Origin of the sequence: Streptomyces sp. TLI_146 (assembly GCF_002846415.1) — a bacterium.
Classification (GTDB): Bacteria; Actinomycetota; Actinomycetes; order Streptomycetales; family Streptomycetaceae; genus Streptomyces.
The window spans coordinates 4,194,263-4,207,667 of record NZ_PJMX01000001.1 but is presented as its reverse complement, the minus strand read 5'-3'; the positions used below and the strand labels follow the sequence as shown (position 1 = coordinate 4,207,667).

Below are 13,405 nucleotides of genomic sequence, written 5' to 3'. Positions count from 1 at the left end.
GGATGCGGGAAAATTAGGACGCAGTCTGACCTACATACGGTCTAACTTCTTTCCATGACCTCCACCACGACCAATCCCCCAGAAGCCGCGGGCCCCGGCGCGGCGCCCGCCGTGAACGACCGCCGACGGTGGTTCGCCCTGGCCATCGTGATGACCGCGGCCTTCATGGACCTGGTCGACGTCACGATCGTCAACGTAGCGATTCCCTCGATCCAGAAGGACACCGGGGCGACCTTCGCCTCGATCCAGTGGATCACCGCGGGTTACGCCCTGGCGTTCGCCGCCGGTCTGATCACCGGTGGCCGCCTCGGCGACATCCACGGCCGCAAGAAGCTGTTCCTCATAGGCATGACCGGCTTCACCATCGCCTCGGCGCTCTGCGGCTTCGCGGCCAACCCGGAGATGCTGGTCGCCTCCCGCATCCTCCAGGGCGGCATGGCCTCCCTGATGGTGCCGCAGGTGCTCTCGATCATCCACGCGACCTTCCCGGCGGAGGAGCGCGGCAAGGTGTTCGGCATGTTCGGCGCGGTCATCGGCCTGGGCGCGGTCTCCGGCCCGATCCTGGGCGCGCTGCTGACCGAGTGGAACCTGTTCGGCCTGGAGTGGCGTCCGATCTTCCTGATCAACCTGCCGGTCGGCATCGCGGGCCTGATCCTGGGCGCCAAGTTCATCACCGAGTCCAAGGCGCCCAAGGCCCTCAAGCTCGACCTGGTGGGCGTCGCGCTGGTCACGCTCGGCCTGCTGATGCTCCTCTACCCGCTGACCCGCGGCCGCGAGCTGGACTGGCCGCTGTGGGGCCACCTCTCGATGGCCGGCAGCCTCGTCGTCTTCGGCGCGCTCGTGGCGTACGAGAAGTACAAGGCGGCCAAGGACGGTTCGCCGCTGGTGGAGCTCTCGCTGTTCCGGGTGAAGAGCTTCGCGGCGGGCATCGCGGTGCAGCTGACCTTCGGCATCGCGATGGGCATCTTCTTCCTGGTCTGGACGCTGTACATGCAGATCGGCCTGGGCTGGAGCGCGCTGCGCGCCGGTCTGACCGGCATCCCGTTCTCCATCGCCATGTCGGCCGCGGCGGGCATGTCCGTCCAGTCCCTGGTGCCGAAGTTCGGCCGCAAGGTGCTCCAGGCGGGCGCCCTGATCACCGCCCTCGGCCTGCTGATCTACATCTGGGAGGCGCGCCACTACGGGATGGACATCGCCCCCTGGCAGATGGCGCTGCCGCTGGTGGTTCTCGGCATCGGCATGGGCCTGATCGTCGCCCCGCTCACCGACGCGGTCCTCTCCGAGGTCCCGCAGGAGCACGCGGGTTCGGCGTCCGGCCTGATCAACACCGTGCAGCAGATGGGCAACGCGCTGGGCCTCGGCCTGGTCTCGGTGGTCTTCTTCGGCGCGATCAGCGACAACCTCCAGCTCGCGGAGATCGGCCCGGCCTTCTCGACCGCCTTCCAGCGCTCGCTGTGGGTCGTGACGGCGGTCTGCGTCGTGATCTTCATCGGGATGTTCCTGCTCCCGGCCAGGCCGAAGCAGCACCTGGAGGGCGGGGCGGACGGGACCCCGTCCGACGACGTCACCAAGGAGCCCGCGCTCACCTCGTGACGCGGCGCCGGTGACGACGGACGCCGGGCGCGGTGGAGGTTCCTCCACCGCGCCCGGCGTCTTCTGTCTTGTGCGGGAAGCCGTGTGTCAGCCGTACGTCAGGAGACCCGCGCCCGCCGCTCCATCGCGGCCCGCGCCGCCCCCTCCGTCGCGTACACCTCGCACATATGGCTGCCGTCCGGCGTCGCCGTGTGCTCGACCTCCCACAGGCTCAGCTCGACGCCGTCCAGGAGCAGGAACGCGTGCTCGTAGAGGATGACCCCGCCGCGCCCGCCCGCCCCGCCGTGGCCGCCCAGGGCCCGGGTGATGCGGTGGGCGAGGGCGCCGCGCAGGGCGCGGGCCACGCTCTCGCCGGGCCGGTCGGGGTTCTCGGCGCGGCGCAGCAGCCGCCGCGCGTGGTCGGCCGAACCGTCCGCCTCGTAGGTCCTGCCCGTCCCGGCGCGCTCCACCGGCGCCAGCCCGCTCAGGACGTCCAGGTCGGTCAGGCCCGGGTCCAGGTCGCCCTCGGCGAACCCGGGCGCGAGGTCCGGCAGGACCTGCTCGCGCAGCCGGGCTGCCGCGACCAGGGCGCTCTCCTCGTCCGCGTACACCTCGTTGCCTCGGCCGTGCACGACCTCCCACAGGGTGACCGTGGCGCCGTCGAGGAGGAGATAGGTGTGGCGGTAGGTCTCGCGGCTGAGCCTCGGGCGGCCGGGGCCGCCCGAGGCGTGCAGCGACGAGTGCAGCGAAGTGGTGTGCGCGAGGGCCGAGTCGAGGCTCTCGACCAACTCGTCCGGCAGGTCGAACGAGTTCAGCGCGCGGCCGAGCAGACCGGCGAGGTGCTCCTCGGCCGTCTCGTACTCGCACTCGTTGGGCACCAAGGCGTCTCCCCGCCGTAGCTGTTCGTCACGTAGAGGGTGCTCAACGTAGCCCTTGCGCGCGCTTCGCGCAGCGGGCATGGCCGAAACAGTCTCATCGGCTTGGAACGGCGGGGAAAGCCCCGGGAAAGCCCAGGGGAGGCGGCCCACGGTCGCGCTCCGGCGGAGGGTCAGACGGCGCTGCCCGCCTGCCACTCGCTCCACCCCATGTTCCAGCCGTTCAGGCCGTTGTCGGGGGCGATCGTCTTGTCCGGCGAGCCCTTGACCGTCACCACGTCGCCGATCAGCGAGTGGTCGAAGAACCACTTGGCGGGGGTGTCTCCCTGGGCGCCGCGGACGTCCCGGAGTCCCACGCAGCCGTGGCTGGTTCCCGCGTTGCCGAACGGGTTCCCCTTGTACCAGTAGTTGCCGTGCAGGAAGGTCCCCGAGGTGGACAGCCGCATCGCGTGCGGCACGTCCTTGATGTCGTACTCGCCGCCGAAGTTGACCGTCGCGCCGTTCATCCGCGTCTCGGTGAACTTCTCGGAGATCACCATCTGCCCGTTGTACGTGGTGTGTTCGGCGCTGCCCGTCGAGACCGGGATCGTCTTCACGGTCCTACCGTCCTGCCGCACGGTCATCGTCTGTGTCTTGGCGTCGACCGTGGAGACCTGGTTGCGGCCGATGGTGAAGGCGACCGTCTTGGACTGCACGCCGTAGACGCCCTTGGCGCCCTGCACCCCGTCCAGGGCGATCTTCATCGTCACCTTGGACCCGGCCTTCCAGTAGTCCTGCGGCCGGAAGTCGAGGCGCTGGGTGCCGAACCAGTGGCCGACCACCTGCTGGCCGCTGCTGGAGGCGACCGTGATGTGCGACTGGACGGCCTTCTTGTCGGTGATCGGCTTGTCGAAGGTGAACGAGACCGGCATGCCGACGCCGACGGTCGCGCCGTTGTCCGGCGTGTAGGTGCCGATGAAGCTGTTCTTCGAAGTGACCGTGGTGAAGGCCGCGTTCTCGGTGGCGGAGCGCCCCTTGTCGTCCTTGCCGGTCGCCATGATCTTGTACTGGGTACCGCGCTCCACCTTCGCGGTGGGCTTCCAGGACAGCCCGTCGGCGGCGAGCGCCCCGGCCACCGCCTTGCCGGTCTGGGTCTCGACCATGGTGACCTGGGTGAGCTTGCCGCCCTGGGCGGTGACGGCGGTGCTGCTGATGCTCGCGTTGGTGGCGCCGTCCTTCGCCGAGATGGTGATCTTCAGCGTGGAGACGTCCTGGGCGGCGGCCGAGTCGCCGCCCTTGCCCTTGCCGTCGCCCTTGTCGGAGCCCGACGCGCTGCCGCCGCAGGCGGTCAGGGTCAGGGCGCCGAGCAGCAGCGCCGACGCGGCGGCGAACGCCCGCCGCCGGGTGCGCAGTTGCTGCGGGGTGCGGGACTGCGGCTGCGCGGCGGCGTCGGGCGAGGTCACGGGCTGCTCCATCTGTGCGGGCCTTACTCCAGTACGTGCACAGAGCACCCATGCGGGCGGAACGGTTGCGGGCGCGGCTTGTGACTCACGCCACATCGCGCCGGGGTCGCGAGCCGGGGCCGGGAGCCGGGGGTCGCGGGCCGGTGGCTCAACTCCCGTACAAGTCACGGTAGGACGGGAAGGAGCCGCCGGGCCCCTCCACCCCGTCGGTGGCCAGTACGGCCTTGGTGATCGCCCGGGCCACCGCGTCCGCGCCCGCCGCGAGTACGGAGTTGAGGTCGGCCGGGGACAGGGGCTCGCCGACGCCGGTGGCGAGGGCGAAGACGGTGTCGCCGTCGTGCATCAGGTGCACCGGCCGGATCGCGCGGGCCAGACCGTCGTGTGAGGTGCCCGCGAGCTTCTGTGCCTGCGGCCGGGTGAGCGGCGCGTCGGTGGCGACGACCGCGAGCGTGGTGTTCATGGGCGGCAGCCCGGCGGCGGCGAGGACCTCGCCGAGCCGCTTCGAGGCCGCCGCGTGGACGTCCGGTTCGGGGTACGCGACGCGGCCGGTCAGCCCGTACAGCGCGCCCGTGGCGGGGTCCAGCACCGACCCCGCGGCGTTGACGACGACCAGCGCGCCGACGGTGGCGCCCGAGGGCAGGGTCACGCTCGCGGTGCCGACCCCGCCCTTGAGGCCGCCCGCGACCGCCCCGGTCCCGGCGCCGACGCTGCCCTGGGCGGCCTCGGGGCCCGCGGCCTCGGCGGCGGCCCGGCCGGTGGCGGCGTCCGGGCGGGCGCGCCAGTCGCCGCCGCGCCCGAGGTCGAAGACGCAGGCGGCCGGGACGACCGGCACCACCTGGTGCGGCTCGGGCCCCACCCGGACACCGCGCCCGCGCTCCTCCAGCCAGGCCATGACCCCGCCCGCCGCGTCGAGTCCGTACGCGCTGCCGCCCGTCAGCACCACGGCGTCGATCCGCTCGACGACGTTGCGCGGGTCCAGGGCGTCGGTCTCCCGGGTGCCGGGCCCGCCGCCGCGCACGTCGACGGCGGCGACGGCGCCCGTCGCCGGGGCGAGGACCACGGTCGTCCCGGACAGGGCGCGCTCGCCGGGAACGGAGGCGTGCCCGACGATGAAGCCGGGCACATCGGTGATCGAGTCGGCCCGCGTCGGCCGGTCCGTCTGATGCTCAGTCATGACTCTCGACCCTACGGCGGCCATGACGCTCGACACCACGGCTGCTGAGGGTCACGCCGACAGTGATGGTGGCGGCGGCCACCAGACCGGCGGCCAGTACGGCGCCGTGCCCGGCGAAGGTGCAGCCGAGGATCGCGACCGCCGAGACGGGCAGGGTCAGCTGCTCGGCGAGGGTCCGCTTGAAGTGGCGCGAGTGCAGGGCCCAGACGGTCAGCATGAACAGGGCGGCAGGCACGGTGACGGCCGCCGCGGCCGCCGCCGTGGAGATGTGCGCCTTGCCGACGGCCTGCTCGACCGCCACCTCCATCCCGGCCCCGATGGCGGCGGCCGAGCCAAGGATGACGAAGTGTCCGTACCCCCAGGCGAACGCCTGGCTGTTCGAGGTGAGGTGCCCGGCGATGGGCACGGCGAAGTAGATCCACCAGGCGGCGAAGACGATGAGCAGCCCGCCGCCCGCGATCGGCAGCAGCTCGCCGAGCGCCTCGTGCTCGTCCAGCGCCTCCTGTACGGCGACGGTGGCGGCGGCGACGGTCTCGCCGAGCACGATCAGCGTGAACAGGCCGTACCGCTCGGCGATGTGGTGCGGGTGCCAGGTGCTCTGGGTGGAGCGCTCGGCGACCACGGGCACGGCGAGCTCGGCGGCCGCCAGCACCACGAACACCCAGGAACGGGCGGTCCCGGCCGGCACGAAGAGCATCCCGATCCACCCGAGCTGGCACACCACGAGCCCGGCGGCGTACAGCAGCGCCATCCGCCGCTCGCCCGGGTCCGCCGCGTCGCGCGCCGCGCGCAGCCACTGGCTGGTCAGGGCGAGCCGCATCACGATGTAGCCGACGACGCAGACGGTGAAGTCGCTCTTGTCGAACGCGCGCGGCACACCGGCGGCGAGGATGAGGACGCCGGTGATCTGTACGAGCGTGACGACCCGGTACAGCACGTCGTCGCTGTCGTACGCCGAGGCGAACCAGGTGAAGTTCATCCAGGCCCACCAGATGGCGAAGAACACGGCCGTGTACCCGGCGAGCCCGGTCCCGAGGTGCCCCTCGGCGAGCGAGTGGACGAGCCGGGCACCGGCCTGGGCGACGGCGACGACGAAACAGAGGTCGAAGAAGAGTTCCAGGGGCGTGGCCGCGCGGTGTTCCTCGTGGCGGCTGCGAGCGGTCATGCGGGGCATGGGGGATAGCAGACCAGACGGGGGCGGCGGGACGGCGGCACCCAGGGGCGTCCGGGCGGGTTGCGTCCGGGGGCGGCGGCTTACGGCACCCGGGGTCGACAGCCCCGAACGCCCTGGCTGCCATCTGACTGAAGGCTTCACCCCACCGCCCACCAAATCAGGTGATAAACGGTCAGATACACCTACGGTGGCCGGGTGACCGAGCCTCCCGAAGCGAAGCCTCCCGCAGTGAAGCGTCCCGCGGAGAAACCCGCCGTCGCGCTGCGCGCGACCGCCGCCGGTACCGCCGTCTCCCTCCTGCTGATCCTCGCCATCGTCTTCGGCAGCCGCCGGCTGAAGGACTTCGACTCCGCCCTGCTCCCGTACGCCTGCGCCACCGTCTTCCTCGCCTTCGGCGTCGCCTACCGCTACACCGTCTGGATCTCCTCCCCGGGCGCCCGCCGCCTCTTGAGGCAGGGCTGGCGCAGCCTGTTCTCCGCCGCCAACTTCCGCCGGGCGCCGACCGCCCTGCCCAGGATGGCCGCCACCTACCTCGGCCTCCAGAAGTTCCTGGGCGCCCGCTCGCACGCCCGCTGGGCCGCCCACCAGCTGATCTTCTGGGGCTGTCTGCTGGCCGCCGCGATCACCTTCCCCCTCACCTGGGGCTGGTTCACCTTCACCTCGTCGACCGGTTCCGGACCCGGCTACGAGATGCGGATCTGGGGCGTGAAGATCCTCGGCTTCGACTCGCTGAACGTCCTCGGCTGGCTGATGTTCCACGGCCTGGACATCGCCGCCGTCCTGGTCATCCCCGGCGCCTCGTACTTCCTGTGGCGCCGGATGAAGGACCGCGGCGCGATCACCGGCCAGCGCTTCGCCTACGACCTGGTCCCGCTGCTCCTGCTGATCGTCATCTCCGTGACCGGCCTCCTCCTCACCTTCTCGTCGATCTTCCTGCGCGGTGGGGGCTACGAGTTCCTCGCGGTGCTGCACATGGTGTCGGTGGTGCTGACCCTGATCTACATCCCGTTCGGGAAGTTCTTCCACATCGTCCAGCGGCCGGCCGCCGTCGGGATGCAGCTGTTCAAGTACACCGCCCGCCAGGACGAGCAGGTCTTCCCCTGCCGCCGCTGCGGCCGGCCCGTCGACACCGCCCCCTACGTCGAGAACCTGCGGGGGACCATGCGCGACCTGGACCTCGGCTTCGACGCCTGGGCCGAGTACTGCCCGCGCTGCAAGCGGGTGCTGCGCGGCACCGCCTACCTCGCGCACGTCAAGAAGGGCTACAAGTGAACCGGCTCCCGCTGGACCCCTCCCTCGCCCCGCCCGGCACCCGCACCTTCCGCGACGCGGGCGGCATCCCGGCCGATCAGTGGCGCGCCGACCAGGACGGCGAGACCCTCGTCCCCACCCACTGCTGCTTCTGCGGGGTGCAGTGCGGGATGTATCTCCGCGTCGACAAGGGCGGCAAGGTCTTCGGTGTCGAACCCCGCAACCACGACATCAACCGGATGCGCCTGTGCCCCAAGGGCATCAACGCGTACCAGCAGATCAACCACCCCGACCGGCTCACCGCGCCGCTGCTGCGCCGCTCCCGCGACGAGCCGTTCCGGGAGGTCTCCTGGGAGGAGGCGCTGGACCACACGGCCGACGAGGTCCGCCGCATCCAGGCCGCCCACGGCAACGACGCGTTCGGGCTGCTCGGCGGGGCCAGCCTCTTCTCCGAGAAGACCTATCTGGTCGGCAAGTTCGCCCGCGTCGCGCTCAAGTCGCGGCACGTCGACTACAACGGACGGCTGTGCATGGTCTCCGCGGCCGGTGCCAACAAGCTCGCCTTCGGCATCGACCGGGCCGCCAACCCCTTCTCCGACATCCTCCTCACCGACTGCCTGCTCATCGCCGGGTCCAACGTCGGCGAGTGCTTCCCCGTCATGACCCAGTACGTATGGGGAGCGCGCGACCGGGGCGCCTCGCTGATCGTGGTCGACCCGCGTGAGACGGCGATCGCCCGCACCGCCGACATCCACGTCGCCCTCAAGCCCGGCACCGACTCGGCGTTCTTCAACGCGCTCCTCCATGTGGTCATCAAGGAGGAGCTCGACGACGAGGCCTACGTCGGCGCCCACACCACGGGCTGGGAGGAGGTCCGCGACAAGGCCATGGAGTATCCCCCCGAGCGGGCCGCCGAGATCTGCGGGGTCCCGGCCTCCCAGATCGTCGAGGTGGCCCGCACCTTCGCCCGCGCCCCCAAGGCCATGGCCTGGCACGCCCGGGGCATCGAGCACCACTCGCAGGGCGTCGAGAACTGCCTCTCCGTGATCAACCTTTGCGCCGCCACCGGCAACCTCGGCAAGCCCGGCGCCGGTTACGGGACCATCACCGGCCAGGGCAACGGCCAGGGCGGCCGCGAGCACGGCCAGAAGGCCGACCTGCTGCCCGGCGGGCGCTCCATCATGAACGCCGAGCACCGCCGGCAGATCTGCGAGATCTGGGGCATCGAGGAGTCCGAACTCCCGCCCGCCGGAACCTCGATGATGGAGATGGTCCATCAGATGCGCCGCCAGGAGATCCGCGGCCTGATCGGCATCTGCAACAACCCCTTCGTCTCGCTCCCGAACTACTCGACCGTCAAGGAGGGCTACGACACCCTCGAATTCCACGCCCAATTCGACTTCTTCCTCTCCGAGACCGCGGCCAACGCGCACGTGGTCTTCCCCGTCACCACCTGGGCCGAGGACGAAGGCGTGATGGCCAACGCCGAGGCCAGGGTCGTCAAGCACAACAAGGCCCAGGAGCCACCCGCCGGGGTCCGCACCGACACCTGGGTGATCTGCCAGCTCGCCCAGCGGCTGGGCGCGGGCGACAAGTTCGCCTTCGCCGGCTCCCGCGAGGTGTTCGACGAACTGCGCAGGGCCTCCGCCGGAACGGTCAACGACTACTACGGCATCACCTACCAGCGCCTGGAGGAGACCGGCGGGATCGCCTGGCCCTGCCCCTCCACCGACCACCCCGGCACCCCCCGCCTCTTCGAGGACGGGCGGACCGCGCACCCCGACGGCAGGATCCATATGCAGGTCGTCGAATGGCACCCGCCGGTGGACCCGTACGACGACGAGCACCCCCTCTCCCTCACCACCGGCCGGACCGTGGCGCACTTCCTCTCCGGCAACCAGACGCGCAGGCTCGGCGCCCTCGTCGAGCAGACCCCGCGCCCCTGGGTCGAGATCCACCCCTCGCACGGCTTCCGCAACGGCGACCCGGTCCGCGTCGTCACCCGGCGCGGCAGCGAGGTCTTCCCCGCCCTGGTCACCGAGGCGATCCGCCCCGACACCGTCTTCATCCCGTACCACTGGCCGGTTCCCACGGCCGCCAACGCGCTCACCATCGACGCTCTCGACCCCCGTTCCAAGATTCCCGAGTACAAGGTCTGCGCCTGCCGCATCGAGCCCGGTGACCGGATCGCCGAGGTCCCCGCGCCCCCGACCGCGCCCGGCCATGTGGCCTATCCGGCGGCCCAGGTCTCCCGCACCGACCCGCTGCCGCCCACGTCCCCGCAGGGGCGCGGCACCGCCGAGAGGGGCTGACGCCCGCCATGATGGGCAGAACGATCTTCATCGACCCGGGGCGCTGCATCGGCTGCCAGGCCTGTGTCTCGGCCTGCCGCGAATGCGATTCGCACCGGGGAAAATCCATGATCCATCTCGACTACCCCGACGAGGGGCACTCGGTCGCCTCCCTTCCCACGGTCTGTATGCACTGCGAGGACCCGGTCGCCCCCTGTGCCGAGGTGTGTCCCGCCGACGCGATCCTGGTGACCGCCGACGGTGTGGTGCAGCAGGCCGACACCACCCGCTGCATCGGCTGCGCCAACTGCGTCAACGCCTGCCCCTTCGGCGTACCGAAGATCGATCTCCAGGCGAAGCTGCAGATGAAGTGCAACCTCTGCTACGACCGCACCGCCTACGGCCTCGCCCCCATGTGCGCCACGGTCTGCCCCACCGGCGCCCTCTTCTACGGAACCGTCGAGGAGCTCCGAGCCGAGCGCCCCGGCGTCCAGGTCGCCGACTCCTTCACGTTCGGCGATGTCGTCGTGTCCACCGGAGTGGCGATGGTCGTCCCCGCCGACAAGGTCCAGTGGCCGGTCCCCGGCGGCCTCCCGATCGTCGAGGTGAACGGAAGGACGGTCCGATGAACCCGACCGAACGGCCCCGGGCGGCGGGCGATCCGGAGGGAGGGGGGAGGCCCGGAGGGCCTGGAGACCCCGGTGGGGTGGGGGGTTCTGGTGGGGCTGGCGGTTCCGGTGGGGTGAGGGGGTCTGGTGGGACTGACGGTCTCCGTGGGGTGGGAAGTTCTGGTGGGACTGGCGGTTCCGGTGGGGCTGGTAGGCCCGAAGTTCCCGGAGCGTTCGGCACGCGTGGCGGCCCCGGTGGCCCTGGCGAGAACGGAACAGGGCAAGCCGCCCCGGCCCCCTGGCCCGACCCCGCTCAGGAGGCGTTGCGCGACCGCGTCGCCGCGGACTCGCTCACCACCCGCCGCGACTATCTGCGGATCGTCACCACCGTCTCCGGCGGACTCGCCGTCGGCGCGGTGGCCGTCGCCGGCGGTGTGCTCCACCGGCACGGGGACAGCGAGGACGCCCCCAGGCCCAAGCGTGTCGCCGACCGGCTCCGCCCCGGGGAGTCCATCGCCTTCCGCTTCCCCGGCGAGGACGACCGGGCGGTCGGAGTCCGCCTCAAGGACGGCACCCTCGTCGGCTACTCCGCCGTCTGTACGCATCTGGCCTGCGCGGTGCTGTGGCGTGAGGACCGGGGCAGCGACGGCGAGCTGTACTGCCCCTGCCACGAGGGCGCCTTCGACGCCCGCACCGGTGAGGTGACCGCCGGACCGCCGCCCCGCCCGCTGCCGAAGGTGCTCCTCGTGGAGGAGATCGACGGCAGCGTCTGGGCGGTGGCCACCACCCGCTCCGGCGAGAGCGTCAAGGCCGCCATGTGCCGCCAGTTCGGCGAGCAGCGCCCGGACATGGCGGCCCGGATCGGCTGCCCGGGAACGCGGACCCGGACCGAGAGGAGCGAGCGGACATGAGCGCCGACACCGGCCCGGGCGGGAGCGGCGACGCCACCGTGCCCGCGCCGCCCCCGTACACCGCGGGCAGCACCCAGCCCCGCCTCAACCGTCCCGTACGGGAGCGGTACCCCCAGATCCGTGCCACCAGCGGATACGGCGATCCCCGGATCCGCCGCACCGGCCCGGGTCCCGGCGCGGGCACCGAGCAGGAGCCGGAGCGGTCCTCGAAGCTGACGGCCCGCCTCGCCCTGGCGATCACCGTGGTCGTCGGCCAGCTCTGGGGGCTGACGGTGATCGTCAACGAGTGGATGAAGGGCAACACCGGAACCGCCTGGTGGGGCACGGGTTTCCTCGGCCTGTCGTTCCTCGTGGTCCTCGGCCTCTGGCTGCTCGACCCGAAGGACCGCTGACCCGAAGGACCGCTGACCGGGAGGACGCTGCTTGGAGGACCCTGGCGGGGAGGCCCCCAGGTGGGACGGCGAGCGGGGGAGCGAGTGCGGACGGGCCCCGCGGCCGTCGCCGCGCTGGCCTGTGTCGCGGCGGCCCACGCCGTGGCGGCCCGCCCCGCGGCGACCGCCGCCGCGCCGCCCCGCGCCTCGCCGTACCCTTGAGGTATGAGTACCGCCCCTGCCCCCGGACCGCGCGATGCGAAGCCGGTGTCCGACCCGAAGCCCAGGCCCAAGCTGGTCTTCGACGATCCGCTGGACCAGCAATCCTCGGACGATACGGACCGCGGGTGGGGCGAGCGGGCTCCTGCCAACGGCAGCGCGGCCGACCTCGCGCGCTTCCTCGACGAGAAGCCGCCCCACCACATCTGACCCGTCCGGGGGCCGTGCGCTACGGCGCGCTGTGCCCCGAGCCGCGCTGGGAGACCAGGGCGTCGCGGATCTCCTTCAGCACCTCCAGCTCGCTGACCTCCAGGGTCTCCTGGACGCCTTCCTTGGCCTTGTCCCGCTGGGCCCGCTTGGCCAGGTACTTGGCCATCGGCAGGACCATCAGGAAGTACACGACCGCCGCCGTGATGACGAAGCTCAGCACCGCGCTGAGGACCAGGCCCCACATGATCGGGATGCCGGAGACCGCTTCGCCCGTCTTGGAGTCGAACCCGCAGGGACCCTTCAGACACGAGCTGTAGCTGTTCAGGTCCTTCGTTCCGAACGCACCGACCAGCGGGTTGATGACGCCCTTCACGACCGAGTTCACGACGGCGGTGAACGCGGCGCCGATGACCACCGCGACCGCCAGGTCGATCACATTGCCGCGCAGCAGGAAGGCCTTGAAGCCGACCAGCAGGCCGCCGCCCTTCTTCTCGTCGGTCACGAGTGAGCCTCTCTTCGCAGGTGCAGGGGGTGGAGCAAACCGTTCCGCAACCTACGTCAGCGCATGGTCGCGCTGTCCAATCCGCGTACGCAAACAGGTGACTTGACAGGAAGTCAGTGCGATTCATCGCCAGGTCACCACCAGTCGGGAGGTCGCACCGGCACCCGCGAGCGTCGTCGCGGTGGCGCGGGGGACGGCCAGGACGACCAGCGCTCCCTCGTCGGAGGAGGGGCCGCGCGGCCGGGGTACGTCGGTCACCCGCACGCCCGAGGCCACCAGGTGCGCCGCGCCCGGGCCGCCCGAGCCGCCCGGCGGCGAGTCGGGCGCCGCGATCACATCGACCCGGTCGCCGGGCCGCAGCAGTCGCACGGTCTCCGCGTCCGCGATCCGGACCGGCGCGGACACCACGTCAACGGCCGTGCGGGCGGGCCGGGTTGGCGTGCTCGGCTGCTGGGCGCCCGCAGTCGTCACGGCGACGGCGCCGGGGTTCGCATGCCCCGGATCCGTACGCCCCGGGGCCCGGGCGCCCACCGCCGCGAGGGCTGCCGCCGCCACCGCGAGCCCGGCCGCCATCGCACGCCGTCGGCGCCGCACCGCCCGCCGCAGCCGGTTCCGGCTCCCGCGCACCCGCAGCGGGGGGAAGACGGGGACGCCGGCCGGCTCGGGCGCCGGGGAAGGCAGGGGAGCGGGCGCGGGGGAGGGAGCCGAGGAGGGTGTCGCGGAGGGCAGGGGAGAGGGCCAGGACATGGCGGGTCACCACCGATCGTGAGGAGCGGGTGCTGCTCGAACGCTCCTCACGATCCCC

13 protein-coding genes are annotated in these 13,405 nt (G+C 71.8%); 7 read left to right on the top strand and 6 right to left on the bottom strand.

Annotated elements, in window-relative coordinates; all coding sequences use genetic code 11:
* Positions 1 to 54: 54 nt before the first annotated feature.
* Entirely contained in the window at positions 55 to 1,593 is a 1,539-nt protein-coding gene (locus BX283_RS18840; protein WP_101388740.1) for an MFS transporter, read from the top strand.
* A 98-nt stretch (positions 1,594 to 1,691) separates the two neighbouring features.
* Here the strand turns inward: BX283_RS18840 and BX283_RS18835 are convergent, their stop codons facing one another.
* The 4 genes from BX283_RS18835 to BX283_RS18820 all read right to left on the bottom strand — a co-directional run bounded on the left by BX283_RS18835 (position 1,692) and on the right by BX283_RS18820 (position 6,237).
* Positions 1,692 to 2,453, bottom strand: coding sequence for a DUF6227 family protein (locus tag BX283_RS18835; protein WP_257583104.1), 762 nt, complete (start codon positions 2,451 to 2,453; stop codon positions 1,692 to 1,694).
* A gap of 167 nt (positions 2,454 to 2,620) precedes the next feature.
* A complete protein-coding gene (locus tag BX283_RS18830) occupies positions 2,621 to 3,901 on the bottom strand; it encodes an Ig-like domain-containing protein (protein ID WP_101388739.1) in 1,281 nt (426 codons plus the stop codon).
* Between the two features lie 136 nt (positions 3,902 to 4,037).
* Positions 4,038 to 5,063 (bottom strand): P1 family peptidase, encoded by a 1,026-nt coding sequence (locus BX283_RS18825; RefSeq protein ID WP_101388738.1) that lies wholly within the window; start codon positions 5,061 to 5,063, stop codon positions 4,038 to 4,040.
* Positions 5,056 to 6,237, bottom strand: a complete 1,182-nt coding sequence (locus tag BX283_RS18820) for a low temperature requirement protein A (protein WP_101388737.1) — start codon at positions 6,235 to 6,237, stop codon at positions 5,056 to 5,058. The genes BX283_RS18825 and BX283_RS18820 overlap by 8 nt, the downstream gene beginning before the upstream one ends.
* 195 nt (positions 6,238 to 6,432) lie before the next feature.
* Here BX283_RS18820 and BX283_RS18815 point away from each other — a divergent pair, with 195 nt between their 5' ends.
* From BX283_RS18815 to BX283_RS18790, 6 genes are all read left to right on the top strand, one after another.
* Positions 6,433 to 7,509 carry an MFS transporter gene (locus BX283_RS18815; protein WP_101388736.1) on the top strand — a complete coding sequence of 359 codons (1,077 nt, stop codon included), beginning with the start codon at positions 6,433 to 6,435 and terminating at the stop codon, positions 7,507 to 7,509.
* Positions 7,506 to 9,800, top strand: a complete 2,295-nt coding sequence (locus BX283_RS18810) for a molybdopterin oxidoreductase family protein (RefSeq protein ID WP_101388735.1) — start codon at positions 7,506 to 7,508, stop codon at positions 9,798 to 9,800. Before BX283_RS18815 ends, BX283_RS18810 begins: the two co-directional genes overlap by 4 nt.
* 8 nt (positions 9,801 to 9,808) lie before the next feature.
* Positions 9,809 to 10,408 carry a 4Fe-4S dicluster domain-containing protein gene (locus tag BX283_RS18805; RefSeq protein WP_101388734.1) on the top strand — a complete coding sequence of 200 codons (600 nt, stop codon included), beginning with the start codon at positions 9,809 to 9,811 and terminating at the stop codon, positions 10,406 to 10,408.
* Between the two features lie 302 nt (positions 10,409 to 10,710).
* Positions 10,711 to 11,298: a ubiquinol-cytochrome c reductase iron-sulfur subunit gene (locus BX283_RS18800; RefSeq protein WP_306822811.1), complete on the top strand. Its 588-nt coding sequence runs from the start codon at positions 10,711 to 10,713 to the stop codon at positions 11,296 to 11,298.
* Complete coding sequence (locus tag BX283_RS18795) at positions 11,295 to 11,690, top strand: hypothetical protein (RefSeq protein WP_257583103.1); 396 nt, start codon at positions 11,295 to 11,297, stop codon at positions 11,688 to 11,690. The genes BX283_RS18800 and BX283_RS18795 overlap by 4 nt, the downstream gene beginning before the upstream one ends.
* A gap of 204 nt (positions 11,691 to 11,894) precedes the next feature.
* On the top strand, positions 11,895 to 12,098 hold the full coding sequence (locus BX283_RS18790; RefSeq protein ID WP_101388732.1) for a hypothetical protein: 204 nt from the start codon (positions 11,895 to 11,897) through the stop codon (positions 12,096 to 12,098).
* A 19-nt stretch (positions 12,099 to 12,117) separates the two neighbouring features.
* Here BX283_RS18790 and BX283_RS18785 read toward each other — a convergent pair whose 3' ends face one another.
* A complete protein-coding gene (locus tag BX283_RS18785; protein WP_101388731.1) occupies positions 12,118 to 12,600 on the bottom strand; it encodes an MscL family protein in 483 nt (160 codons plus the stop codon).
* Between the two features lie 123 nt (positions 12,601 to 12,723).
* The gene (locus tag BX283_RS18780) at positions 12,724 to 13,347 is read right to left on the bottom strand and encodes an RcpC/CpaB family pilus assembly protein (RefSeq protein WP_101388730.1); all 624 of its coding nucleotides are present in this window, start codon (positions 13,345 to 13,347) and stop codon (positions 12,724 to 12,726) included.
* Positions 13,348 to 13,405 lie beyond the last annotated feature (58 nt).

What these genes read in the sequence shown, in the direction of transcription:
- BX283_RS18820 (WP_101388737.1), bottom strand. Translation starts at nt 6,237, where the DNA reads ATGCCCCGCATGACCGCTCGCAGCCGCCACGAGGAACACCGCGCGGCC.
- BX283_RS18830 (WP_101388739.1), bottom strand. Translation starts at nt 3,901, where the DNA reads ATGGAGCAGCCCGTGACCTCGCCCGACGCCGCCGCGCAGCCGCAGTCC.
- BX283_RS18825 (WP_101388738.1), bottom strand. Translation starts at nt 5,063, where the DNA reads ATGACTGAGCATCAGACGGACCGGCCGACGCGGGCCGACTCGATCACC.
- BX283_RS18805 (WP_101388734.1), top strand. Translation starts at nt 9,809, where the DNA reads ATGATGGGCAGAACGATCTTCATCGACCCGGGGCGCTGCATCGGCTGC.
- BX283_RS18840 (WP_101388740.1), top strand. Translation starts at nt 55, where the DNA reads ATGACCTCCACCACGACCAATCCCCCAGAAGCCGCGGGCCCCGGCGCG.
- BX283_RS18795 (WP_257583103.1), top strand. Translation starts at nt 11,295, where the DNA reads ATGAGCGCCGACACCGGCCCGGGCGGGAGCGGCGACGCCACCGTGCCC.
- BX283_RS18790 (WP_101388732.1), top strand. Translation starts at nt 11,895, where the DNA reads ATGAGTACCGCCCCTGCCCCCGGACCGCGCGATGCGAAGCCGGTGTCC.
- BX283_RS18780 (WP_101388730.1), bottom strand. Translation starts at nt 13,347, where the DNA reads ATGTCCTGGCCCTCTCCCCTGCCCTCCGCGACACCCTCCTCGGCTCCC.